Below are 23,620 nucleotides of genomic sequence, written 5' to 3'. Positions count from 1 at the left end.
CGGCCTGACCATCATGACAATGGACATGGCTGACGTGACGCGATCACGCTCGGCCCCGTCAAGGATGGGTCCGGTCGCGCTCGGCTCGACGCTCGCGACCGTGACGCTCTCCAAGAGCGCGGCGCTCCTCGATGGTGTTCTCGCGTTCGCGCTGCTCATCTCGCTCCAGTTCCTGATCACCTGGCTCTCGGTCCGCTCGAAGGCGGTGAGCCATACGGTCAAGGCCGAGCCGATGCTGCTGGTGCGCCGCGGGGAGGTGCTCCCGCGCGCGCTCAAGCAGGAGCGCGTCGTCGATGACGAGCTCCTCGCGGCTGCGCGCCAGCAGGGGATCATGTCGCTGGCGGACGTGGAGGCGATGATCCTGGGGACGGACGGCAGCTTCTCGGTGATACGGCGCCCTCCGTCGAGCGAGCAGGCCTCCTCCACGTCGTGAGCGGGCGCTCACCTGCGGCGACCCGGCGCGGGTTCAGCGGAGCACCAGGCCGCTCGTCATCGAGCGAGCCACGCTCCGCCGCTCCTCACGGGGAGCGCTGGACCGGACGCCTACGCCGCGCGCGCGACAGGGGAGGCGTCGCGGCAGGCTTCTGCGCAGGCGCGGCATACCTCCGCGCACATGTTCGTCCGCTCGTCGTCGAAGCGATCGCACTCGGACGCGCAGCGGTCGCATACCTCGGCGCAGACCTCGCACGTGCGGCCGAGGAGCGGCGACCCTCTGAGCATGAAATGCGCGCTCATCTGGCAAATCTCCGCGCAGTCGAGCATGATCTCGACGTGGCCCGGCTCGGCGTGCGCGCCGCCCTGACGGAGACAGTGGATCACCATCTTCTTGCAGAGCTCATGGCAATCGAGGCACGCGCTGATGCAGGCCTTGGTGTCCTGGCTCATCTTCGAAACGTCGATCATGATCTTCCTCCTGCGGTCGGTGTTTCCGGAGCTGTGCTCTATCGGACGGTCGCGTGAATCCCGCTCTGGAGAGCCCGGACACTCCGCACTCATGGGCGATGTCCTCGATGTGGTGCTCGTCGTCGCCTGCCTGGGAGAGGGCGCAGCGCTCGCGTTGGCTCAGCCCCTCGTCCGTCAGGCGCTCGGTGCTCTCCGCGCGCACGCGTGCGCCCTGTGCGCCGTGCACGGCGCGTGCCGAAAGACGCTCCAGGATTCACGCGAGTGGCTCCTGGCGTGAATCGCACATTGGACCCTTCGCGCTTTGACACAGGTCGTTGTACGACGAGCAGAGACGCCGCTCTGCGCGACAGGAGACACTCACGGGCATGACCGAGATCGTCGCACCGGCAGCCGATGGCGTCGAGGATGCCGCTCGGGCGATGTGCAGCTCGTCGAGCAGAGTGCACCCGCGCGCGTGGACGCACTCCGCCTGAGGTGTTGTCGAGCGCTTCGGCGCGCTTGGCCCCGAGCGCCGGGCTCCGTCGCTCGCACGGGGCGATCGGGGCACGAATTTGCATGCAAACGTCGCGTGCCCCGACCAGCCAAGGCACTGCAGCCTCTCACGTGCGGGTGGCTGCGCTCGTTCACGCACCGGCTCGACCGTGCGTGAAGCAACTCTCAATCAGGGGAGCAGGACGCATGATGTTCTACAGGACCGCATCGTTGGTCTCGGCGATGGCCGCCGCGGCGCTCGTGGTCGCTTGTGACCGCAACCCGGGCGAGGACGTTGTTCAGGCCCGCAAAGAGGCGCAGGAGGAGATCGCGCGCATCCAGCGCGAGGCGGAGCAGAAGATCGCCGAAGCTCGGCGCGAGGCCCAGGAGGAGATCGCCGAGGCCAGGAGAGAGGCGAGGCAGGAGCGGGCCGGCGTGCGCGAGGACGTGGCCGAGGAGCGCCGGGAGCTCGAGGAGGCGCTCAAGGGCGCGCGGCACGACACGAAAGAGGAGTACATCGAGTACGCGCGCAAGCGGGCTCGGCTCCTGGAGCTGCGGGCGGCGGAGCTCAAGGCGCAGGCGCCCACCGTGCCGGCGGTCGACCGAGGCCCCGTCGACCAGGCGCTGCAAGAGATCGAGGCGAAGCACCGCGAGGTGATCGGGGCTCTGAACGAGCTCGGCAAGGACACGAGGCAGCCCTGGAGCTCGGCCAGGGCGGAGATCGACAGGAAGCTGAGCGAGCTCGAGCAGCGCGTCGACGCGGCCGGCGGCGCCGCGAAGGCGGCGGCGAAGCCCGCCCGGTGAGCGTTTCGCAGCAACAAGGACTGCGACAATCCGTTCGACACCCCGGCAGGCGGCGTCCACCAGAATGCGCATCTGCGAGGCGGCGATGAGCATCTGGTTGTCGACGGCGAAGTCCTCGAAGAGCGATAGCAGGTCGACCTCCTGCGGGTAATCGAGCCCTGGTGGCGGTGCGCCCTGCTGCAGATCAGCCGCTGAGAGCGCCGCGCCAGGGGCGTGCGCCTCGCGGGAGGCCGGCGCAGGCCATTGACCAGCCCGCGCGCTGGCTTCATGGATATTACCGTGGAAAGCCGCTGCCTCCGGCGTGATGCCGCGCTGCGGGGCGAGCTCGAACGAAGACCGACGAGGAACTGGGAGGGGTCGATATGCCAGGAGACAACCCGTCTGCCACGAGCACGCCGGACGACGTGCGGGAGCGGGCCGCCGAGGGCAGCGCAGCGACAGCGCAGCCCAGGCCGGATCGGGAAGATGGCGCAGCGGCCGAAGCGGAAGCGGAGGCGGAAGCCGAGGTGGCGGGGAATGCTGCCTCGGCCTCGAACTCGGCTGCATCCAGAAATTCGGCTGTGGCCACGTCTGCCGCGGCGGCCACCGACGCCGACGCGGACGCGGACGCCGACGCCGACGCCGCTGCGGGAGATGCAGCCAGCCGCTCTTCCGCTTTCCACAAGAGCTCATCGGGCCACAACCGCGGTGACGCCAGGAACGTGAACATCGTCATCTTCCCGGACTCCGGCGCGACCGTCGCCTGCCTCCTTCTGGCGTTATCGAAGACTGGTGGTCTGAGCCTCGGCGCTCCCGCGCCCGTGACGCAGCTCCTCGAGTCGCTGCTCGCGCAGCAGCGGGAGATGCATCAGCAGCTCGTCCACGCGCTTCAGGCGCTCGCGCTCAAGGGCGGCTGAGGCGTGCCGGACGAGGGCGCTCAAGGGGCGGACCATCCCGGCGCGCTGCCGGCTCGCCTGTCCGTGCATCGCTGACACGCACCCGCAGCTCTGGATCGGGCGCGGTCCTTGCGCCTTGAGGGCGCACGCTGTCGCGCCCCGCGTGGGGCCCTGCTCGAGGGAGGCATCGAATGTACGTTCTCGTTATCCTGGTGCTGCTCGGCGCCGGAGCAGCCCTGATCACGCGGGGGATGTGGATGCGCAAGCGCCTGCCCATCGCGGCGGGAGCGCTGCTTGTGGTAAGCACGCTCGCGTTCTTCGGGTTCCTGAGCTTCTGGGGCGAGTACCTCTGGTTCGCCGAGCTCGGTTACACCGCGCGCTTCTGGAAGGTGACGCTGGCCCGGTTGATCTCGGCGCTCGTCGCCGCAGCGCTCGGCGGGCTCGTCGTCTTCCTGCTGACCCTTCCTGCGCGGTCGCGCGGCGCGCGGCGCATCCCGACGCTTCTCGGCGCGGCGCTCGGCGCCATCTGGGGCTTCTTCGGCTGGGCGGTGATCCTGCGCTTCCTCGAGCGCGCGCCCACGGAGCTGCGCGACCCCGTCCTCGGCCGCAGCACCTCGTTCTACCTGTTCTCGTTGCCGTTTCACGATGCGGTTTACTTCCTGCTGTGGGCCCTCGCGCTCTTCGCGCTCGCCGGGGCGGCGGTCGACGCGGGCCTTGTGCCGGTGAGGCGGAGGGTCCGTTATCCCGCCCCGGAGCACGCCGCGGCGCCTCCTGCGGAGCACGCCGCGGCGCCTCCTGCGGAGCACGCCGCGGCGCCGGCCGTCGCGGGCTCCGCCGCGGACGCCGCGCCGGCCGGTGCCGCACGGTACCGCGCGCTCTTCTTCTCTCTCGGCGCGCTCGCCCTCGTCGTGGCCTGGGGGCGCTGGCTCGCGGCCTATCACCTCATGTACTCGGAGTGGGGCGTGGTCGTGGGCCCGGGCTGGACCGACGTCCACGTGCGCCTGCCCGCGACCCGGATCGTCGCCGTCATCGCGGCGCTCGTGGGGTTCGCGCTCTTCCTCCCGCCCGTGCAGCGCGCCCTCTATCGCCTCGCCGCCGGCGAGCGCGGGCCGGGCCGGCGCACCGTGGCGGGGCTCGCCGCGCTGCCGGCGCTCCTCGTCGCGGCGCCGTGGGCGCTCGGCATGTTCGTGCTCCCGCTGCTCTTCCAGTGGCTCAAGGTGGTGCCCAACGAGCTCGCGCTCGAGCGCCCCTACCTCGCCCACAACATCGCGTTCACCCGCGCGGGGTTCCGCCTCCACGACGTCGAGGTCACCGAGTTCCCCGTCTCCGACCGGCTCACCCGCGAGACCCTTGCGAACAACCAGGATCTCCTGTCCGAGGTGCGCCTCTGGGACCCGCGCGCGCTCGACGCCGTGCTCCATCAGTTCCAGGCGATCCGCCTCTATTACGACATACCTGGCATCGACATCGATCGCTACACTGTGGGCGACCGCTACCGGCAGGTCATGCTCGCCCCGCGCGAGCTCAGCGCGGAGAACCTGCCGAGCGAGCACCAGACCTTCGTCAACCGTCGCTTCAAGTACACGCACGGTCACGGCGTCGCGATGGCCTCGGCGCACGACTTCACGCACGACGGGCAGCCGAACCTGCTCGTGAAGGACATCCCGCCCGTCTCCGTCTCCCCCGAGCTCGCGGTCGAGCGCCCGGAGATCTATTACGGAGCGACCACCCACGGCTACGTGGTGGCCAACTCCAGAGAGCCGGAGTTCGACCATCCGAGCGGCTCGGAGAACGTCTACACGCGCTACGCGGGCACCGGCGGGATCGCGCTCGAAGGCTTCTTCCGAAAGCTCCTCTTCGGGTGGAAGCTCGGCGGCACGAGCTTCCTCGTGTCCGGCATCCCCACGGACGACAGCCGGGTGATGTTCCGCCGCGAGGTCCGCGAGCGCGTGGGGGCGATCGCCCCCTTCCTGGCGCTCGATCGCGATCCGTACATCGTCGTCGCCGGCGGGCGGCTCCACTGGATCGTCGATGCGTACACCACGTCGAGCTATTACCCTTACAGCGAGAGCTTCTTCTCCGCTGAAGACACCGGGATGAACGGGGGGCACGCGCTGGGCGACGCGGGCGGGCGGGCAGGGTTCACGCATCACCTCCGCCACGCGAACTACGCGCGCAACTCGGTCAAGGCGGTGGTCGACGCCTACGACGGCTCGGTGCGGCTTTACGTCTTCGAGCCGGAGGATCCGATCATCCAGGTCTACAGCCGCATCTTCCCCGGCCTGCTCCTGCCGCGCGAGGAGATGCCGGCGGAGCTCCGCGCGCACGTGCGTTATCCGGAGGATTTCCTCCTCGCGCAGGGGCTCGTCTACGCGAAGTACCACATGAGAGATCCCGAGGTGTTCTACAACCAGGAGGATCTCTGGACGCGCGCGACCGAGAAGTATTACGAGGAGGTCCAGCCGGTGGAGCCCTATTATGTGATGTGGAAGCCGCCGGGCGACGGGCGACCCGAGTTCACCCTGATCCTGCCGTTCACGCCGAAGAACCGGCAGGTGCTCATCGGCTGGATCGCCGGCATGTCCGACGGCGACAACTACGGGCGCATGCTCGCGTACAAGTTCCCCAAGGAGACGCGTGTCCTCGGCACCCAGCAGATGGATACCAAGATCGACCAGGATCCGGTGCTGTCGGCGCAGCTCTCGCTCTGGAGCCAGCGGGGTCAGAAGGTGATCCGCGGCAATGCGCTGGTCATCCCCGTCGAGGACACGCTCCTCTACGTCGAGCCCATCTTCCTCCAGGCGGACACGGCGGCGTATCCGGAGCTCCGGGTGGTGGTGGTGATGCACGGCGACCGGATGAGCTACGCGAGCTCGCTCGACGCGGCGCTGCGCGGCCTGGTGGAGGGCGAGCCGCCCCCGACGCCGGCCGTGGCGGGCCTGCCCGGCGTGCCCGAGGCGCCGGGTGGGCCCAGCGTGACCGACGGGCTGGCGCAGCGGGCCAACGGCGCCTTCGCGAGCTACCTGCGCCTGCTCGGCGAGCGTCGCTTCCACGAGGCCGCCACGGAGCTCGAGGCGCTGAGCCGGACGCTCGAGGAGCTCCAGCGACCGTCCGCCCTGCTCGACGAGCGGTAGCGGGACGCCGCGCGCGGCCGGTCGGGGCGGGCGAGGCGGCTGCGCGGTCGCTCGACCAGCAACCGAGCGCGCAGTCGTCGCACGCCGCACAGGCAGGCACACCTTTCGCTGCTCCACGGTGGTCCATGCCAATCGTCTGCGACACCGACTTCTCTCCAGCCGCACAGCAGGCTGGGCGGGCCGCTGCGTCCCTCGCCCAGCGGCTCGGCGAGGAGCTGCATCTCGTCCACGTCGTCGACGAGCTCGGCTCCGAGCTCCTTATCGGCCACGAACAGGACGCGTTGCTCGATCCAGAGCGCGAGATGCTCGAGCGGCAGACCGACGCGCTGCGACAGCTTGGAGCGCGGGTCGAGGCGCGGCTCGTCGCCGGGTTCCGGCACGCCTGGCTCGCCGAGATCGCGAGCGCCTGCCGAGCCCGCCTGATGGTGATCTCGCACCGCCCCGCGAACCGGCTCGAGCGGCTGTTCGGGGACGGCGTCGAAAGAATACTCCGGAGCTCGCCCGTCCCGGTGCTGGTCGCCAAGGGCTCCGAGCGCCTGCTCGATTGGCTGCAAGGCGAGCGCCGCTTGCGCGTCCTGGTCGGGCTCGACCCCGCCGACTCTCCTCGAGCCGCTCTGGGCTGGCTCACCGAGCTCGACGGGGCGGGGCCGCTCGAAGCGCTCGTCGCGACCTTCCACCGAGAGCTCGGCCTCGTGAGCTTCTGGACGCGGTTCGTGTCTGCCGCGGCGAGCCGAGGCGTCTTGCATCCCTACCGCGACAGGCCCCTGGCCGGGGCTCGCAGCGCGGTCGAACCGCGCGCGCTCGACGGGGCGACCTCACACCTCGAGGTCATCACCCGCCATCCGGCCGCCGAGCTGCTCCGCCTGGCCCGGCGAGAGCAGGTCGACCTCCTGATCCTCGCTCGCGATCCGTCGCAAGGTCGCCTGTGGCGAGCGCCGGTCTGGCGCACCATCCTTCAGCCGAGCCTGCCGTGCAGCGCCGTGTGCGTGCCCGCGACGTATGCGCCGGCAGAAGCCTCGATCTCGCGCAGCGAGCCCGCGGCTCGACGCATGCGGCGCCGGCGCCCGCGGGCGCGATGGTCTGCGCGGAGCGCGCGCGGAGGACAGAGAGCCCATGGCAACATGCAGGGCAGAGCGTAGCCACATGCCAGGGGGGACGCGCCCCGTTCGGCAACAAGGGTTCTTGCATGCTACCGACCCTCGCATCGACGATCGCCATTCCCTTCCTGGGTGCGGCGCTCGTGCTGGTTCTCTCGCCGCGGTGGGCTGGACGCGTCGCGCTCCTCCCCCCTGTGCTCGTGCTGTTCATCATGCTCCCGCGCTGGTCCGAGGTGTCCGGGGGTGCATCGACGACGATCCCGATCGCGTGGCTCCCCTCCGTCGGGATCACGGCGAATTTGCGCCTGGACCGCCTCGGCGCCTTCTTCGTGCTGCTCGTCGCCGGCGTGGGCCTCGGCGTCGTCCAGTACAGCCGCGCCTACCTCGGACCGAAGGGCAAACCCGCCTACTGGGCGACGCTCCTCGCGTTCATGGGGGCCATGATCGGGGTCGTCCTCTCGGACTCGCTCGTGCTCCTCTACGTCTTCTGGGAGCTGACCACCATCGCGTCCGCGCTGCTCATCGGGATGGACTTCACCGATCCGGAGGCGCGGAGCGGCGCGGTCCGCGCGTTCCTGGTCACGGGCGCAGGGGGCCTCGCGATGCTCGCCGGCGTGGTGTTGCTCGGGCAGCTGGCCGGAACGTACAACCTGTCCGAGCTCGCCCCGCGCGCGGGCGAGCTCGTGGCGAACCCGGCCCATGTCCCCGCGCTCATCCTCCTGCTCGTGGGGGCGTTCACCAAATCGGCGCAGTTCCCGTTCCATTTCTGGCTCCCGGGCGCCATGGCCGCGCCCGCGCCCGTCAGCGCCTATCTTCACTCCGCCACCATGGTGAAGGGAGGTGTCTTCTTGATGGGCCGCCTGTTCCCGGTGTTCCATGCGTCCCCCGTCTGGCAGCCTGTCCTCGTCACGGTGGGGCTCACCACGTTCGTCGTTGCCGGATGGGACGCCGTCCGGGCCTGGGACCTGAAGAAGCTCCTCGCGTACAGCACGGTGGCGTACCTCGGCGTGCTGACCGCGCTCTACGGCCTCTATGCGAGGACAGGGACGCGCGGTGAGCTGCTCACTATCGCGAACCACGCGCTGTACAAGTCCTCTCTGTTCTTGCTCGTCGGCTGGATGGAGAAGGTGACGGGGACACGCGATCTTTCGGTGCTGAAGAGGGAGCACTGGTTCCGGCGCGAGCCGGTCGCCGGGGTCTTGATCGGGTTCGGCGCCGCCGCCATGGCGGGCTTTCCCTTCGTGTTCGGCTTCATCAGCAAAGAGATCCTCTTCGAGGCGCTGCTCGCCGATCGCTCCCCGGCCGGCGTGGTCGCGGTCGTGGCGGCCGTCGTGGGCGGGGCCCTCGCGGTCGCCTATGCGCTCAAGCTCTTCGTCGGCTCGTTCTGGGGCCCCGACATTCCGCCCGAGGATCGCGGCCATCCGAGGCACCAGCTCTCGCCATGGCTGCTCGTCGTCCCCCTCCTCCTGCTCGCCCCGCAGGTGCTCGGCGGCGTGGCTCCGGGGCGGCTGGGTTCTCTGCTCGAGCCCGGAGCCGAGCGGCTGGGGTGGCTGGCCGTGTGGCACCACGTGGACGCCCTCTTCGCCCTCAGCTTGATCACGATCGCGCTGGGGGCGGGCGGTTATCTCCTCTGGAGGCTGCACGCGAAGCCCCCCAGCGAGCCGGAGACACAGATCCTCTCCGACCGCATCTCCGGGGTCGTCCTCCGCCTCTCGGGCTGGGCCGGTCGAGCCGTACAGGCCGGGGGACTGCCGCGTTACCTGGCGGTGATGCTCCTCTTCGCCGCCGCGGCGTCGTGCTCCGCCGTCGCCCTGGGGGATGGGCTCGGCGCCACGGGGACGTGGGGCCCCGATCTCGGGGTCGCCTGCCTCCCGGCGCTCATGATCGTCGCCGGGGCCGCGCTGACGCCCTTCGGGACGAGCCGTGTCGCCAGGGTCGTGACCATGGCGGTCGCGGGGTACGGCGTCGCGGTCTTCTACATCGTCTTCCGCGCGCCCGACCTCGTGCTCACGCAGGTCCTGGTCGAGACGGTCTCGCTCATCCTGCTCCTGCTCGTCTTTCGCAGGCTCCCCAGGCTCGCTCCCGACGCGCGGCCTCGAGGGGTGCGCATCGCGCACGCCGCCGTGGCCGGCACCGTGGCGGTCCTCGCGGCGACCCTCGCCTGGAGCACCGGTGTCCATCGTCCGAGCGCCCCTGCCGGAGCGGATCAGCTCGCGCTGTCGCTCCCCGAGGCGCACGGGAGAAACGTCGTCAACGTCATCCTCGTGGATTTCCGGGGCGCCGATACGCTCGGCGAGATCACCGTGCTCGCCGTCGCCGCCTTGGGCGTGGCGGCGCTGCGCCCGCGGCGCGAGCCGGCTCAGGCGTCCAGGCATGGGGGGGCCGGGTCATGCGATCGCCCTTCCTGAGCTACGTCGCCACAGGGGTGCTCCCGTTGATCGTCGTCTTCGCGCTCTTCCTGCTGCTCCGCGGGCACGACGCGCCGGGCGGCGGCTTCATCGCCGGGCTCGTCACGACCATCGCGTTCGTCCTGGCGGCCCTGGCCTTCGGCGCGGGCACCGTGCGGGCCGCGCTCAACCCGCTCGCTTGCCGGATGCCCTGGATAGGCCTGCTCATCGCCGCGGCGTCGGGGCTGCCTGCCGTCGCGCGCGGCCAGGGCTTCTTGACCCATTACCACGTGCCGATCGGCGCCGACGAGGCTCCCGCGCTCCGCCTCTCGACGACGCTGCTCTTCGACGTCGGGGTCTATCTCACGGTGGTCGGCGCGGCGATCAAGGTGCTCGACGCCTTCTCCGCGGAGGCGCCGCCGTGATCGGAGCCGCCGCGATCGCCGCCGGGGCGCTCCTCGCTGCGGGTCTGTATCTCATGCTGTCCCGCGACGTGCAGCTCGTGGCGATGGGCTTCTTCCTGCTGTCCAACGGCGTGAACCTCTTCGTGCTGACCGCCTCGGGGATGCCCGCGGGCGCGGCGCCGCCGCTGATCCCGGAGGAAGATCCGGCCGCCGCCCTCGCCCGCCCCACGGCCGATCCGCTCGCGCAGGCGTTCATCCTCACGGCGATCGTGATCGGCTTCGGGATGGCCGCCTTCCTGCTCGCGATGGCCGTCGACATGCACCGGAGGAAGGGGAGCGATGAGCCGTCCGGGGGGGACGACGCATGAACGCCGCGATCGTGGTGGTGCCGGTGCTGCTGCCCCTGTTCACCGCGGTGCTCCTGGCGCTGTTCTCCGGGAGGCCGCGGCTGGAACGGTGGCTGTCGCTCGCCAGCGGCGCCCTCCTCTTCACGACCGCTCTCTTGCTCACCGCCCGGACGGCCCGCGGCGCGATCTTCGTGCTCGCCATCGGGGGCTGGCGCCCGCACGTCGGCGTCGTGTGGGTGGCGGACGCGCTCTCCGCCCTGATGCTGCTGTTCGCGTCGATCATCGCCCTGGCCGCGCTCGCCTACGCGCCCGGATCGCTGCGCGGCGCGCGCGAGCGGCGGTGCTTCTATCCGCTCCAGCAGCTCATGATGGCAGGGGTCAACGGCTCCCTCGTGACCGGCGATCTCTTCAATCTGTTCGTCTTCTTCGAGCTCATGCTCCTCTCGTCCTTCGCGCTGCTCGCGCTCGGCACCCGGGCTGCAGCGCAACGGCATGCGCTCGCGTACGTGGTGATCAACCTCGTCGCCAGCGCGGTGCTCCTCGGCGGCGTCGGCGCGGTCTACGGCACGGCCGGCACCGTGAACATGGCCGAGCTCGCGGTGCGCACCCGCGAGGGGGGCCTGCCGTCCGCCTTCTGGGGCGCGGGGGCGCTGGTGATCGTCGTCTTCATGGTCAAGGCGGCCCTGGCGCCGGTGTTCTTCTGGCTGCCCGACGCGTACCCGGAGGCGTCGGCCGTGGTGAACGGCCTCTTCGCCGGGCTCCTCACCAAGGTGGGCGTCTACACGCTGTTCCGCTCCGTCCCGCTCCTGGGCGCCGCCGCGCCCGGCGGGCTCCGCTCGGCGCTCCTCGTGATCGCCGCTGTCACGATGGTCGTCGGGGTCGTGGGGGCGCTCGGACGAAGCACGATGCGCGGCATCCTGTCGTTCCATATCGTCAGCCAGGTCGGCTACATGATCTTCGGGCTAGCGCTGTTCACCCCGATCGCGGTGGCAGCGGGGCTGTTCCACACGCTCCACAACATGGTCGCGAAGACAGCGCTCGTCTTCGCAGGAGGCGTCGTGGAGGGCATCGCAGGGCCGGGGGCGCTCGGCCACGCCCGCGGGCTCGCGCGCGCGCACCCGTGGGTGGCCGCGGGCTTCTTCGTCCCTGCCATGTCGCTGGCCGGACTGCCCCCGCTCAGCGGGTTCTGGGGCAAGCTGCTGCTCGTCGTCGCTGGCTTCCGGGCCGGAGCCGTCGTCGCCACCACGGTATCGCTCGTCGTCGGCCTCCTCACGCTCGCGTCGATGCTCAAGATATGGACGGCCGTCTTCTGGGGGGAGCCCACCGGCCTGCGCACGCGCGGCGCCGGCGGCGACCGGGGCATGCTGGGCGCGACGCTCGTCCTCGGCGCGCTGACCGTGATCCTGGGCCTCGCGGCGGCGCCGCTCTTCGCGCACCTCGAGCGGACGGCGACCACGCTCCTGGAGGTGACGCCGTACGTGGACGCGGTCCTCGTCCAGCGACGATGAGCCGATGAACCGCCTCGCGTTGAACCTGCTCCTCGCGATCGTCTGGGTCCTGCTCCAGGTGGAGCTCTCCCTGGGGCGCCTGGTCGTGGGCTTCCTCGTCGGCTTCGGCGCGATTGCGCTCACCGAGCGAGCGCTCGGCAGGAGCTTCTACGCGCGCGCTGCGGCGGGCGTGCTCGCCCTGGCCTGGAGCTTCGTCAAGGAGCTCGTCCTCTCGAACCTCACGCTCGCGCGCGACATCCTCCGCCCGCGGTCCGTGTTCCATCCGGCGTTCGTCCGCCTCGATGTGCGCGCCCTGAGCCCCGTGCAGACGATCCTCCTCGCCAGCCTCATCTCCCTGACCCCGGGCACGCTGACGGTCGACGTGGGCCTGGAGGAGCAGGCGCTCTACGTCCACTCGCTCTACGCGCGCGATCCCGCGGAGCTGCGCGGCCGGCTGCGCCGGTTCGTCCGTCTGATCCAGCGCGCCGCAGGCCGCGGGCTGCCGCCATCGCTGGAGGAATGACATGGGAAGCGTCGATCCGCGGTCCGCCGTCCTCTTCGCCTCGCTCTTCGTGCTCGGCGCCGGCATCGGGCTCTGCACGATCCGCGTCGCGCGCGGGCCGACGAACTTCGATCGATTGCTCGCGTTCGATTGCCTGTTGATGAATGTCGTCGGCGTGGCGCTCGTGGCGTCGATGCTGCTCGCCACGGACGCGTTCATCGACATGGTGCTGGTGACCGCGCTGTTCGGGTTCATCGGCACCATCTCGCTGGCCGCCTACCTGGAGGGCTCCCTTGCTCGCTAGCGCGCTCGAGATCGCCGCCGCCGTGGCGGGGACGTTCTTCATGTTCGTGGCGTCGCTCGGCGTCCTGCGCCTGCCGGACTTTTATGCGCGCATCCACGCGCCGACCAAGGCTGCGACGCTGGGGCTCGCGTTCCTGCTCGCCGCGCTCGCGCTGCACTTCCAGGAGCTCGCGAGCGTGACCAAGGCGGCGCTGGTGCTGTTCTTCGTGGGCGTGACCGCGCCCGTGGGCGCGCACATCCTCGCGCGAGCGGCGTACCGGAGGGGCGTGCGGGCGCCCGGCACGCGGGTCGACGAGTACGGGCCTTCCGTGCAGCACCTGCGCAGCGAACCCGAGCGTGAGGAGGAGGTGAAAGGCAAGGAGGACGGGTGAGCCAATGCCGACCGGGAGACGCTGGTCAAGGCGCGCCCCCGTCGGTATCGCGGCGCTCTCCCCGGCCCGGCGGAGCCGCGTCTCGCGGCTCCTGCGCCCGGGCCACGCCGCGGGGCCGCGGCACCGGGCTCTTGCCGGCGGGCCACCCCTCGCGCTGGCGGGAGCGATCGCCGTCGGTCTCCTCGGTCTGGTCGTGGAAGAGCACCTGCGTGGTCGGGAAAGGCAGATCCACGCCGCCCTCGGTGAGCGCCCGCTTGATGGCGACGAGCACCCGATCGCGCGCGTCGAGCGCGTCGTGCTGGCGGGGAGGCCTGATCCACCAGCGGACGCGCAGGTTCACCGAGCTCGCGGCGAGCTCCATGGCCAGCACGTCGGGCGCTGGCTCAGGGAGCACGCCCTCCACGCCGCGGAGCGCCTCCAGGATGAGCGCCCTGGCGCGCTCGATGTCGTCGCCGTAGCCGATGCCCACGTCGTACTCGATCCTGCGCACCTCGAATGCCGTGTTGACCACGACCGAGTTCGTGAACAGCTCCGAGTTCGGGATCACGACGCGCCGGCCGTCGTACGTCTTGAGGAGCGTCGCGCGGGTCTGGATCTCCTCGACCGTGCCCTCGTAGCTGCCGAAGCGGATCTGGTCGCCGATGCGGAACGGCTCGGTCAAGAGGAGGAGGATGCCCGCGAGGTAGTTCTGGAGCACGTCGCGGAACGCGAAGCCGATCGCGACCGATCCGATGCCGAGGAACTGGAGGAGCGAGGCCGGCGTGAAGTTCGGGAAGACGATGACGCACCCGACGAGGGCGCCGAGGATGAACATCGCCCCCTGGGTCAGCCGTCCGAGGACCAGCCCGAGGTTCTGGTTCCGGCGCCGCGTCATCGCGATGCGCCGGATCGTGGTCCTGAGCAGCTTGCCGGCGACGTAGAAGGCCGCGAACACGGCGAGCGCGATCCCGATGCTGGGCAGCGAGGAGATCAGGTCGGCGGCCAGGTGATGCACCTTGTCGACGGCCTGCGCCCACGCAGAGGGGCTCTCGCCGGGAGGCGCGGCGCTGGCGCTCATGGCCTACCGCTGCTCAGGGAGCCCCGGAACCGGCGCATCCTCCCCCTGGCTCACCGTGGTGTCGCCCAGCACGCCCTCGACGTAGACCCGCTTCGCGAGCACGACGAGGACGACCAGGATCGGCGTGGCGAGGACGACGCCGAGGCCGCCGGTCAGCGTGCCCATCAGCACCTGCGTCACCAGGATGAGCCCCGGCGGCAGCGACACCGTGCTCCGCTGGATGAGCGGTGTGATCAGGTAGCTCTCGACGACCTGGATGCCCAGGTAGAGCGCGATCACGTAGCCTGCCAGGGCCGGGCCTTGCAGCAGGCCGAGCAGCGCGGCGGGGACGGCCGAGAGCACCGGTCCGACGTAAGGAACGAACGTCAGCACCGCCGCCAGGATCGCGAGCGTCAGCGCCAGGTGGATGCCGAGGAGCGCGAGGCCGATCCAGGTCATGACGCCCACGATGGCCATGGAGAGCAGCCTCCCGAGCAGCCATCGGCGGAGGAGGTGCCCCATGTCATCGAGCACCGTCGACGCCTGGGCCCGCCGCGCGACGGGGACGAGGCGGAGCAGGCCCTTGCGGTAGGCCGCGGGCTCGGCCGCGAGGAAGAGGCCCAGGAACAGGACGACCACCGCGCCCGCAAGGGCGCCGAGCGTTGTCGAGAGCAGGCGTGTTGCGCCGAGGACGGCCTGCCGCGCGTGCGGGAGGACCTGGACGTCCGAGAGGCGCTCAGCGAGCTCACGGCCCCAGGCGTACCGCCCGGTGTGCTCGGCGGCGCGGCGTGCCGCCTGGGGCAAGCGCTGCGCGAGCTCGTCCACCTGCGCCGCGAGCGACGGTGCGATGAGCCAGGCGCCCGCCGTGACGGCGGCGGCGAGCGCGGCGACGGTGACGGCCAGCGCCCAGCCGCTCGAGAGAGGGGAATGGCGGCTCAGCCAGTCTCCGATGCCGCGCAGAACGATGGCCAGGAGGAGCGCCGCGAAGACGAGGAAGACCACCTCGAACACGGCCCCGAGCACCCAGAGGAGCAGCCCGATCACGGCCACGGTCGCGACCGCGGCGATGCCGCTCGATCGCGCCTGCCCGAGCCCGTCGGCGTCCGAAGCCGGTCTCCGCTCCACCATATCGGCTCCGCGGGCGCGCCGCTGCGCCTCTGCACACGCCTATTCCGCCGGCGGGGTCGCACGTCAAGCCACCGAGGGCGCGCTCGTGCCAGCCTGACGTGCGGCGGGCGTGCGCCGGGGCTCTCGAGTCCAGCTCACGAGTGCGCATGACGGTGACGGCGCTCGGCCGTGCCCGGCGCCGCTCCGGGAGCACCGTCGCTTGCAGGCTTGCCCGTCGCTGGACGGGCGCGGCGTTCCCTTGCGGGCACCGAGGCGTCTGCGGCAGCGCATGTCGAGCCTGTGGCGGCGCTGCCGGCCCGGCGTCTCGCGCCGGCCGATCCCTGCCGGCGAAGCGCTCCGCGGTGTCCCTGGCGTGCGATGGCCGAGCTCGGCGTCGGCAGAGGCACGCCAATCGCAAGATGTCGGGGCATGTTGCGAAGAACCTGCACGCGGATGCTCTGGTCGGGGACGGTTCTGATGGTGGCCGTCGCCGGCTGTCGAACCGATGAGCCGCGCGGAGAGGCCCTCGGGGAGAACCTGCAGAAGGAACCTCCGGCGCAACAGCAGCAGCGCGGCGCGCAGGCGCCTCCGGAGAGCGCAGCGCGGCAGGCTCCTCCGGCCGACGTCGAGGTTGGCGGCGTGCTGTCTTGCCGCCCCGAGGCCGAGATCGAGGCCACCATGACCCGCCTCATCGCGCTGGCGGACTCGAACGAGGACCGGGCGCTCTCGAAGGACGAAGCGCTCGGCCTGACGAACGTCGTGGTCGGCGGCTTCTTCTTTCGCGCCGACGAGAACGGCGACGCGGTGGTGACGCCCGAGGAGGGCCGGAAGGTGCGAGCGGAGTTCATGGACCAGAACCCCGCGGCCGCCGCGCTCTTCCAGGAGGCGCGCAAGACGACCGGCAAGAGCCCCTTCGCGACGCTGGCCCGGCTGTTCGACGTCGACTACGGTAAGCCGCTCCCCATCGCCGAGGCGCGCGACGCGGCCCGCGGCGCGGTCGAGGACCTGTACCGCGCGGCCGATCAGAACCGCGACGGGGTCCTCTCGCGCGCCGAGGCCAGCGGCGTGGCGTGGGAGGGCGCGCGGGCGCTGGGCCGGTCGGCGTTCGAAGCAGCCGACGGCGACCGGAACGGGCGCCTGACGTCGCAGGAGTTCCAGGCAGCCCTCCAGGGGCCGGCCAAGGTGGCCTTCGCCATGGCCGATACCAACAACGACGGACAGCTCGCGGAGGACGAAGCGGCCAGGGCGATGGGGCAACTCGTGCAGCGGCTCGGCGTCCAGCCGCCCGCGGCGCAGTAGCAGGTGACGCGCTCGCCACGGCCGGCGTGCCCTGCTGGCGCCCGCCTGGATCGCGAGCGCGCGGCCTGATGACGCCGTCCAATCCGGGATGTCGCCATCGAGGTGGATGTGCTCCGGCCGAGAGGCACCACCATCGCGCGATCGCGGCGCGCTGGACAGCGCCCGATCTGCGCGATCGGGCTGGTTGGGGAGGAAGAGATGATGCGAACGAACCATGGGACATCGGTAGTAGGCCTGGTCCTCGCGGCGGCGGCGACCCTGCTCGCGACGGGATGTGATCGAGAAGAAAGGGCGCTCGGGACGACGCGCCCCCCGGAGGGCGTCCAGGCCCAGGCGCGGACGGCGGTCGCCAGCGCGGTCGATAGCATCGTCGCGGCGCGGTGCGACCGCGAGGCGCGGTGCAACAACGTCGGCCAAGGCCGCGAGTATGCGAGCAAGGACGCCTGCGCCACCAGGATCCGTGCCGAGTGGCGCGACGAGCTCAACTTCGCCGAGTGCCCGGGCGGCATCGATTCCAAGGAGCTGAACGAGTGCTTGCAGGAGATCCGCAACGACGACTGCAACAATCCGTTCGATACCCTCGGCCGGATCGTCGCCTGCCGCTCGAGTGATCTCTGCCGAGCCACTCCCTAGCTGCGCTCTCGCGGCACGGCGATCGCAAGGTACGTAACGCACGTCAAGCGTATGCAACGGAGCGCGATGCGAGCTCATGAGTCCACCCGTGCAACTGACCCGGAGAGCGAGCGCCGGCCGCGGCCAGGACCCGGAGCAGATGAGCGATCTCCCGCCGGGCGGCAGGAGCGCAAGGAGCGGTGGCTCACCCAGGGCGTCCCCTCGATGGCGCAGAGCATCGCGGACGCGGTCGTCCTGAAGGAAGGCGGCGTCTTCCTGGTCACCGACCAGCGCGGCGCGATCCCCCTGCGCGGCGAGCACGGCTTCGGTCTCTACTACCGCGATTGCCGGTTCCTGAACGGCTATTGCATCGAACTCGACGGCATCCGGCCGGAGGCGCTCGCCTCCACGGCGGAAGCGGGCCATGCAGGCACCTTCCAGCTCTCGAACCCCGAGCTCCGGATGCGCGATGGTCACCTCCTGTCTCCGCACGAGGTGGGTATCCGGTGGGAGCGGATCATCGACGGCGCCGCGGCCGCGCTCTACGAGGAGATCACGATCCACAACTATGCTCGCTCGGCGATCGAACTCGAGGTGAGGCTCACCTTCCGCGCCGAGTTCGAGGACATTTACGTGGTCCGCGGCCTCACGCCCGAGGCGCTCGGCGAGCTCCGCGCCCCGGCATGGGACGCCGAGGAGCTGCGCTTCTCGTACGATGGCGCCGACCGGCGCCGCCGCGCCGTGACGGTCCGCTGGGCCCGCCGGCCGGACGCGATCGATGGCACCTCCGCGAGCTTCCGCGTCCGGCTGCCGCCGGGCAGGAGCCAGCCGATCCCCCTCGTGATCACGCTCTCGGAATTCCCGGCCGCGGCGCGGAACCACGTGCGGTCGTGTCCGGACGTGGACGTCGGGGCCGCGAGGCGGCGCGCGGAGGAGCGCTCTGCCGCCTTGCTGGCCGAGCGAGCCCATATCGAGACCGACAGCCTGCTCGTCAACCGCGTCCTCGCGCGCTCGTTCGCGGATCTGCGCCTGCTGCGAACCCCGCTCGGTCAGGACATGTTCTTCGCGGCCGGCGTGCCGTGGTTCACGACCCTGTTCGGCCGCGACAGCCTGATCACGGCGCTCGAGGTGCTGCCCTTCCGGACGGACATCGCCGCCGACACGCTGCAGCTCCTCGCGCGGTTCCAGGCGCGCGAGCAGGCCCCGCGGCGCGATGGCGTGTTCGGCGGCATCGTGAGGGCTGCCATGCATTTTCGGATGTACCGGCTGCCCGAGCTCTTCTGCGGCTTCGCGCGCGATGAGTACGGCGGCCCGGTCCGCTACCCGGTCTCATGTCATCCGCAGGCGTGGGCCGCGGGGGCGGTCCCGTACATGCTCGCCTCGCTCCTCGGGCTCGAGCCCGAGGGCTTCGAGCGACGCCTGCGCGTCGTGCGCCCGGTCCTGCCCCGGCTCGTGCGCCGCGCGACGGTGCGCGGGCTCACCGTGGCAGACGGCCGCGTCGACCTGGACCTCCGCAGGGCTGGAGGCGACAGGGTCGAGGTCGACGTGCTCCGGGTCGAGGGCAACATCGATGTCGTGGTCGAGGAGCGCTGAGCCGCACCGGCCGCTGCGCTCCGTCTCTGATGTGACATGTGACGAGAAAGAGAGAGAGAGAGGGGTAACCATGCAGAGGATCGTTGGGAGACCGGTGGTGGGCCTGATCCTGGCTTCGGGGATGAGCCTGTTTGTGGCGTGTGGCGGAGAGGAGGGTTCTCAGGGGACGCGAACCCCGGACGGCGCCCGGCGCGAAGCGCCGGTGCCGGTCGGCAGCGCTGTGGATAGCATCGTGGCAGCGAGGTGCGAACGCGAGGCGCGGTGCAACAACATCGGACAAGACCGGGAGTACTCGAGCAAGGATGCGTGCTCGAACGAGATCCGATCCGAGTGGCGCGACGATCTCAACTTCACCGAGTGCCCGGGCGGCATTGACGCCGAGGAGCTGAACGAGTGTCTGGAGGGGATCCGCAATGAGGAGTGCGGCAATCCGTTCGACACCCTCGGGCGGGTCGTCGCCTGTCGCTCCAGCGATCTCTGCCGCGACACGCCCTAGGGGCTGGTCCGACCGGGCGCCGCTCCGGTCATTGTTGTGAAAAGGGGAAAGCGGACATTCCGCCGCTCCGCTGCGCCCGAGAGGGGCTCATTCTTCACGGGCGAGCGCAGTATACAGCGCGACGAGCGCCCGCTCGGCAGCGCGCAGCGCGATCAGGATCTGCTGGTCGGACGCGGGTACGCGGTCCGCGAGTGAAGGCCGCCCGCCGATGGGTCCGGCCGCGCCGGGTTCTCTCCCTCCGATAAACGTCGCGGTGGAGCTGCGCTGCAGGCTGCCGCCCCATGGATCACGGAGCATGTCGCGTGTTCTTCAGCAACTGGAACAGCCTGGGTCGGATCGTGCTGGTCGGCGGCCTCGCCTACGTGGCGCTGGTCGTGCTGCTCCGGGTCTCCGGGAAACGCGTGCTCTCGAAGATGAACGCCTTCGACCTGGTCATCACCATCGCGCTCGGCTCGACGCTCGCGACCGTGATGCTCTCGAAGAACGTGGCGCTCCTCGATGGCGTGCTCGCGTTCGCGCTGCTCGTCTCGCTCCAGCTCCTGATCACCTGGCTCTCGGTCCGGTCGAAGGCGGTGAGCCGGATGGTCAAGGCCGAGCCGACGCTGCTCGTACACCGCGGAGAGATGCTCCCGGGCGCGCTCAAGCAGGAGCGCGTCGTCGAGGCCGAGATCCTCGCGGCTGCGCGCGAGCACGGGCTCATGTCGCTGGCAGAGGTGGAGGCGATCATCCTGGAGACGGACGGCAGCTTCTCGGTGATACGCCGCTCGCCGTCGGGCGGGGAGGCGTCCTCCACCCCATGAGCATGGCGCTCGCCCGTTGACGCGCTGGACAGGCTGTAGAACCCGGATTCTCTCAGGGGTAGGGTGATGATGAAGATGGGAAACGCACTTTCTGTGCACGGTTTGCGGAATGAGCGGTGACGGCTACTCCTTCTCAAGCCGAACGGCGCTGTTCTGGTGAGCGGCTGCCTGCCGAAGGAAAGGTTCCCTGATGTTGCTGCATTTTGCTGCACCGAAGCTGATTGTTGTCCTGTCGAGCGTCGCCGCCGGCGCGCTCGTCTCCCCTCTCGTGGGGCGCGCGGTGCGTCCCCTGCGCGCCCCCTCGTCAAGCGCGATCGGGCTCGGCATGATGCTGCGGATCGTCCTCCATCGCCGTCACCCGCCGCCTCATGGCGAGATTCACGACGGCTGAGCCGGTCAGCGCTCCGCGGCCGGCCCGCGGCCGTGCTGCTCAGGCCGCGCCGAAGGGGCCTGCCGGCACCGCAGCGGCGGGCCGCCACTCTCCTTCCACGCCGCGAAGAGCTCGTCGTCCCTCAGCTCGACGGTTCGACCGAACACCTTGCGCAGGGCCGTGCGGGCGGCGAAGTAACCGCACATGCCGTGGACGCCTCCGCCCGGCGGGGTCGAGCTCGAGCAGACATACAGGCTCCAGTTCGGAGTCGAATACGGATCGAGCCGCGCGACCGGGCGGGTGAACAGCTGGCCTGCATCGGTGACGCCTCCGGCGATATCACCGCCAACGCAGTTCGCGTTGTATCGCTCGATGTCGGCCGGCGAGCGGGCGCTCCGGCCGAGGATGCGGTCCCGGAAGCCGGGGGCAAAGCGCTCGATCTGGGCCTCGATCACCGCGGTCATGTCCAGCGTCCCCCCGTGAGGAACATGGCAGTACGCCCATGCGACCTGCTTGCCGGAAGGCGCGCGCGTCGGATCGAAGAGGCTCTGCTGGGCGACCAGCACGAAGGGGCGCGCAGGGTACTCTCCGCGCCAGACGGCCGCCTCCCCCGCCTCGATCTCCTCGAGCGTGCCTCCGACGTGCACCGTCGCTGCCCGCAGGCACGCCGGCGCCTTCCACGGGATCGGGCCGTCGAGCGCCCAGTCGACCTTGAAGACCCCGGGACCGTAGCGATAACGCTCCAGGCGGCGGACATAACGCGCGGGGAGCCGGTCCCCGGCGATCCTCACGATCTGGCGAGGCGTCAGATCGAACAAGATCGCCTTCGCCGCCGGCAGCTCGTCGACGGACACGACGCGCCGCCCCACCTCGGTCTCTCCGCCGAACGAGCGAAAATAGGCGGAGAGCGCTGCCGTGATCGCCTGCGAGCCGCCGCGCGCGCAGGGCCAGCCGCGCGCGTGGCCGGCCACCGCCAGCGCCAGGCCGGTCGCCGACGCGAGCAGCCTGTCGAGCGGGATGGTCGCATGCGTCGCACAGCCCGCGAAGAGCGCTCTGGCGTGCTCTCCACGGAAGCAGCTTCGGGCGAGCCCCGCCGCCGAGCGGACCGCGCGCAGGGCGAAGCGGGCCATCACCAGCGGGTGGCGAGGCCAGCGGAGCGGGCCGAGGATCCCGGGGAGGAGCGCGCCTGCGTGCTCGACCAGCGGCCCCATCAGCGCCGCATAGGCGCGCGCATCCGCGCCGAGCGTCCGCCCTGTCTCCTCGATCGAACGCTCGAGCACCGCGGCCGTCCCGTCGTCGAACGGGTGCGCGAGCGGGGACGGCGGGTGGACCCACGAGAGCCCCAGATCCGCGAGGGGGAGCGCGCGGAAGAGAGGCGAGGCCACCGCCATCGGGTGGATCGCGGAGCAGACATCGTGCAGGAACCCGGGCAGGGTGAGCTCGGCGGTGCGGGCTCCTCCGCCGAGCGTCTCCCCGGCCTCGATCAGCAGGACCGAGCAGCCGGCGCGAGCCAGGACGCCCGCGGCGGCCAGGCCGTTGGGACCTGCCCCGATGACCAGTGCGTCGTAGGTTGCGTGGTTCGCCATGACTCGACTCGCGAGCTACCGCAGAGCGCGTAAGCGTGAAGGGAGCGTCACGAGCGGTGAGCGCCGCCCACGCTCATCCGGGCGACATGAGCACGAAGAGCGCACCTCATCGGCAGAGCAACGCCCATGCGCAAGGTTCGAAGGGCGAGCTGGGCGCTCTGCCCGCGCGCGGCAAGCCCCACGGCCGCCGACAGGTTGCGCGCCGCGTTCACCAGCGCGACGCGCGAGAGCGCCTGCGGGAAGTTCCCGAGGAGCCTCTTTTCACGCGGATGGTACTCCTCGGACAGTAGGCCGACGTCGTTCTTCAGGGTGAGAAGGCCACCCAGGACGCTTGTCTACCGCGCTCGCGTGGTGAAGAGGGACGTGATGGAGTCCAGGATATCCTGGATCGACAGGGCAGGAGGCGGCTTGTCCGGGTCGTCGAGGGCCCTGTCCACGTAGTGCCCGAGGTACTCGGTCGTAACGAACGCCGTGATCGCGTTCGTCACCGCGCCGGCCAGGGGGATCAGCCCCAGGGTCATGGTGAGCACGAGTCGAACGGCGCCGCCGCCCCAGATGATCTGGTGGACCTGGGACCACGCCGCCTTCGAGAGGGACGCGCCTCGCTCCTTCGCGAGCGACGCCGTGAGCAGGTACTCGGAGATCTCCTGTTCATCTTCATCGATGGCACGCCGCGCAGCGCGTGAGCCGCGCCTCACTGGATCCGGAGATCGATCGTCATGTCCTTTCCCCCCCGCTGGAGGGAAATCGCGAGGTTGTTCGCCGAGCGCAGCCGGGCGTAGGCTTGAAGCGCGCTCTGCGGATCGGTCATGTCGAAGCCGTTGATCGAGCGGATCGTGTCCCCCTTGCGCAGGCCGACCGCGGTCAGCAGCGAGTCGGGCGCGACGCGGGCGAGGCGGACGCCGACCACGCGCTCCCCCTCCCGCGCAGGCACGATCCGCGCGGAGCGCATGAGCTCCCCCTGCTTCTCCAGGACCAGATCGATCGCCGTCCGGTCGACCACGAACTCGCGGTCGCTCACCTTCCGGATCTTCGACGCGATCTCCCGCGGGAGCGCGCCGCGCTTCGGCCGCGGCGCCGCGGGCGGTGGCGCGGGCGTCGCGCGCGGCGCGCCCCGGTTGTCGCCGATGCGGACCTGACACCGCGCCCCCGGCTCGGCGAGCCAGACACGATCCCAGCCGATCGCGACGACCGAGCGGCCCTCGACCGCGTCGCCCTCCCGGCGCAGGAGCGGCTCCCCTCGCCCGGCCGCGATCGTGGCGAAGGACCAGGAGGGATCCTCCGAGGCGGCGATCAAGAGGACGCGCGCGCCCTCGCAGATCGGATCCAGCAGAGGATCGGCGCCCACGGCGGACGCCTCGTCCTCCTCCTGGCTGGCGGGCTTCGGCGTGAGGGGCCCTGTCACCGAGTCGAACGGGTTCCGCGCCACGATGGCTGCCGCGCTGGTCGTGTGATCGCCGTCGTCCAGGAGGGGCCGCGGCTGTGACCGCGGTTGCGGCCGCGCCGGCGGCAGCCCGGACAGCCACGCTTCTTCCACCAGGTACGAGATCCCGGACGCCTGCTGGTACGCGGCGACTAGGATCATCCCGCCGACGAACGCCGGGAAACATCGCTTGATGAGGGAATCCGGGATCAC

The 23,620-nt window shown here is 70.8% G+C and carries 26 protein-coding genes and 1 pseudogene; 19 read left to right on the top strand and 8 right to left on the bottom strand.

The features are described from left to right. The first annotated feature begins 25 nt into the window (after nucleotides 1–25). Nucleotides 26–433, top strand: coding sequence for a DUF421 domain-containing protein (locus WMF44_RS17720; protein ID WP_437300295.1), 408 nt, complete (start codon nucleotides 26–28; stop codon nucleotides 431–433). A 110-nt stretch (nucleotides 434–543) separates the two neighbouring features. Here WMF44_RS17720 and WMF44_RS17715 read toward each other — a convergent pair whose 3' ends face one another. Then, nucleotides 544–903, bottom strand: coding sequence for a four-helix bundle copper-binding protein (locus WMF44_RS17715; protein ID WP_437300294.1), 360 nt, complete (start codon nucleotides 901–903; stop codon nucleotides 544–546). Nucleotides 904–994: 91 nt separating this feature from the next. On the opposite strand from WMF44_RS17715, the gene WMF44_RS17710 reads away from it, so the two are divergent. The 12 genes from WMF44_RS17710 to mnhG all read left to right on the top strand — a co-directional run bounded on the left by WMF44_RS17710 (nucleotide 995) and on the right by mnhG (nucleotide 13,085). Continuing rightward, nucleotides 995–1,180 (top strand): hypothetical protein, encoded by a 186-nt coding sequence (locus tag WMF44_RS17710; protein WP_437300293.1) that lies wholly within the window; start codon nucleotides 995–997, stop codon nucleotides 1,178–1,180. A 401-nt stretch (nucleotides 1,181–1,581) separates the two neighbouring features. Then, entirely contained in the window at nucleotides 1,582–2,178 is a 597-nt protein-coding gene (locus WMF44_RS17705) for a hypothetical protein (protein ID WP_437300292.1), read from the top strand. Nucleotides 2,179–2,738: 560 nt separating this feature from the next. After that, nucleotides 2,739–3,074 (top strand): hypothetical protein, encoded by a 336-nt coding sequence (locus tag WMF44_RS17700; RefSeq protein WP_437300291.1) that lies wholly within the window; start codon nucleotides 2,739–2,741, stop codon nucleotides 3,072–3,074. Nucleotides 3,075–3,244: 170 nt separating this feature from the next. Next, complete coding sequence (locus WMF44_RS17695; RefSeq protein ID WP_437300290.1) at nucleotides 3,245–6,187, top strand: UPF0182 family protein; 2,943 nt, start codon at nucleotides 3,245–3,247, stop codon at nucleotides 6,185–6,187. A gap of 125 nt (nucleotides 6,188–6,312) precedes the next feature. Continuing rightward, a complete protein-coding gene (locus tag WMF44_RS17690) occupies nucleotides 6,313–7,326 on the top strand; it encodes a universal stress protein (protein WP_437300289.1) in 1,014 nt (337 codons plus the stop codon). Between the two features lie 47 nt (nucleotides 7,327–7,373). Next, complete coding sequence (gene mbhE / locus WMF44_RS17685) at nucleotides 7,374–9,692, top strand: hydrogen gas-evolving membrane-bound hydrogenase subunit E (RefSeq protein ID WP_437300288.1); 2,319 nt, start codon at nucleotides 7,374–7,376, stop codon at nucleotides 9,690–9,692. After that, a complete protein-coding gene (locus tag WMF44_RS17680; RefSeq protein WP_437300287.1) occupies nucleotides 9,674–10,096 on the top strand; it encodes an MnhB domain-containing protein in 423 nt (140 codons plus the stop codon). The genes mbhE and WMF44_RS17680 overlap by 19 nt, the downstream gene beginning before the upstream one ends. Continuing rightward, nucleotides 10,093–10,443 (top strand): sodium:proton antiporter, encoded by a 351-nt coding sequence (locus WMF44_RS17675; protein ID WP_437300286.1) that lies wholly within the window; start codon nucleotides 10,093–10,095, stop codon nucleotides 10,441–10,443. Before WMF44_RS17680 ends, WMF44_RS17675 begins: the two co-directional genes overlap by 4 nt. Beyond that, nucleotides 10,440–11,930 carry a proton-conducting transporter transmembrane domain-containing protein gene (locus tag WMF44_RS17670; protein WP_437300285.1) on the top strand — a complete coding sequence of 497 codons (1,491 nt, stop codon included), beginning with the start codon at nucleotides 10,440–10,442 and terminating at the stop codon, nucleotides 11,928–11,930. Before WMF44_RS17675 ends, WMF44_RS17670 begins: the two co-directional genes overlap by 4 nt. Nucleotides 11,931–11,934: 4 nt before the next feature. Continuing rightward, nucleotides 11,935–12,432, top strand: coding sequence for a Na+/H+ antiporter subunit E (locus WMF44_RS17665; RefSeq protein ID WP_437300284.1), 498 nt, complete (start codon nucleotides 11,935–11,937; stop codon nucleotides 12,430–12,432). 1 nt (nucleotide 12,433) lies between these two features. Beyond that, nucleotides 12,434–12,715, top strand: a complete 282-nt coding sequence (locus WMF44_RS17660; protein WP_437300283.1) for a monovalent cation/H+ antiporter complex subunit F — start codon at nucleotides 12,434–12,436, stop codon at nucleotides 12,713–12,715. Beyond that, nucleotides 12,705–13,085, top strand: coding sequence for a monovalent cation/H(+) antiporter subunit G (gene mnhG / locus WMF44_RS17655; protein WP_437300282.1), 381 nt, complete (start codon nucleotides 12,705–12,707; stop codon nucleotides 13,083–13,085). The genes WMF44_RS17660 and mnhG overlap by 11 nt, the downstream gene beginning before the upstream one ends. Nucleotides 13,086–13,110: 25 nt before the next feature. Here mnhG and WMF44_RS17650 read toward each other — a convergent pair whose 3' ends face one another. Then, nucleotides 13,111–14,142 carry a mechanosensitive ion channel family protein gene (locus WMF44_RS17650; protein WP_437300281.1) on the bottom strand — a complete coding sequence of 344 codons (1,032 nt, stop codon included), beginning with the start codon at nucleotides 14,140–14,142 and terminating at the stop codon, nucleotides 13,111–13,113. A gap of 3 nt (nucleotides 14,143–14,145) precedes the next feature. Further along, nucleotides 14,146–15,249, bottom strand: coding sequence for an AI-2E family transporter (locus WMF44_RS17645; protein ID WP_437300280.1), 1,104 nt, complete (start codon nucleotides 15,247–15,249; stop codon nucleotides 14,146–14,148). Between the two features lie 408 nt (nucleotides 15,250–15,657). Between WMF44_RS17645 and WMF44_RS17640 the strand changes: the two genes are divergently transcribed. The 4 genes from WMF44_RS17640 (at nucleotide 15,658) to WMF44_RS17625 (ending at nucleotide 19,228) form a co-directional block, all read left to right on the top strand. Continuing rightward, nucleotides 15,658–16,527 carry a hypothetical protein gene (locus WMF44_RS17640; RefSeq protein ID WP_437300279.1) on the top strand — a complete coding sequence of 290 codons (870 nt, stop codon included), beginning with the start codon at nucleotides 15,658–15,660 and terminating at the stop codon, nucleotides 16,525–16,527. A gap of 198 nt (nucleotides 16,528–16,725) precedes the next feature. Next, nucleotides 16,726–17,160: a DUF6184 family natural product biosynthesis lipoprotein gene (locus tag WMF44_RS17635; RefSeq protein ID WP_437300278.1), complete on the top strand. Its 435-nt coding sequence runs from the start codon at nucleotides 16,726–16,728 to the stop codon at nucleotides 17,158–17,160. A gap of 204 nt (nucleotides 17,161–17,364) precedes the next feature. Beyond that, nucleotides 17,365–18,732: a glycogen debranching N-terminal domain-containing protein gene (locus WMF44_RS17630; protein ID WP_437300277.1), complete on the top strand. Its 1,368-nt coding sequence runs from the start codon at nucleotides 17,365–17,367 to the stop codon at nucleotides 18,730–18,732. A 232-nt stretch (nucleotides 18,733–18,964) separates the two neighbouring features. Further along, a complete protein-coding gene (locus WMF44_RS17625) occupies nucleotides 18,965–19,228 on the top strand; it encodes a DUF6184 family natural product biosynthesis lipoprotein (RefSeq protein ID WP_437300276.1) in 264 nt (87 codons plus the stop codon). Between the two features lie 87 nt (nucleotides 19,229–19,315). Here WMF44_RS17625 and WMF44_RS17620 read toward each other — a convergent pair whose 3' ends face one another. Further along, nucleotides 19,316–19,525, bottom strand: a complete 210-nt coding sequence (locus WMF44_RS17620) for a hypothetical protein (RefSeq protein ID WP_437300275.1) — start codon at nucleotides 19,523–19,525, stop codon at nucleotides 19,316–19,318. A gap of 5 nt (nucleotides 19,526–19,530) precedes the next feature. Between WMF44_RS17620 and WMF44_RS17615 the strand changes: the two genes are divergently transcribed. Further along, on the top strand, nucleotides 19,531–20,028 hold the full coding sequence (locus WMF44_RS17615) for a DUF421 domain-containing protein (RefSeq protein ID WP_437300274.1): 498 nt from the start codon (nucleotides 19,531–19,533) through the stop codon (nucleotides 20,026–20,028). 190 nt (nucleotides 20,029–20,218) lie between these two features. Beyond that, nucleotides 20,219–20,419, top strand: a complete 201-nt coding sequence (locus WMF44_RS17610) for a hypothetical protein (protein ID WP_437300273.1) — start codon at nucleotides 20,219–20,221, stop codon at nucleotides 20,417–20,419. Nucleotides 20,420–20,424: 5 nt separating this feature from the next. On the opposite strand, the gene WMF44_RS17605 is transcribed toward WMF44_RS17610, so the two are convergent. The 4 genes and pseudogenes from WMF44_RS17605 to gspC all read right to left on the bottom strand — a co-directional run bounded on the left by WMF44_RS17605 (nucleotide 20,425) and on the right by gspC (nucleotide 23,620). Next, nucleotides 20,425–21,984: a phytoene desaturase family protein gene (locus WMF44_RS17605; RefSeq protein WP_437300272.1), complete on the bottom strand. Its 1,560-nt coding sequence runs from the start codon at nucleotides 21,982–21,984 to the stop codon at nucleotides 20,425–20,427. A gap of 47 nt (nucleotides 21,985–22,031) precedes the next feature. Further along, nucleotides 22,032–22,316 (bottom strand): annotated as a pseudogene (locus WMF44_RS17600) (hypothetical protein); the annotation flags it as partial. A 3-nt stretch (nucleotides 22,317–22,319) separates the two neighbouring features. Next, entirely contained in the window at nucleotides 22,320–22,682 is a 363-nt protein-coding gene (locus WMF44_RS17595; protein WP_437300271.1) for a hypothetical protein, read from the bottom strand. Further along, nucleotides 22,679–23,620: a type II secretion system protein GspC gene (gspC, locus tag WMF44_RS17590; RefSeq protein ID WP_437300270.1), complete on the bottom strand. Its 942-nt coding sequence runs from the start codon at nucleotides 23,618–23,620 to the stop codon at nucleotides 22,679–22,681. The genes WMF44_RS17595 and gspC overlap by 4 nt, the downstream gene beginning before the upstream one ends.

Origin of the sequence: Sorangium sp. So ce426 (assembly GCF_051475585.1) — a bacterium.
Lineage (GTDB): Bacteria > Myxococcota_A > Polyangia > Polyangiales > Polyangiaceae > Sorangium > Sorangium cellulosum_B.
This window is presented reverse-complemented; position numbering and strand designations above follow the sequence as displayed.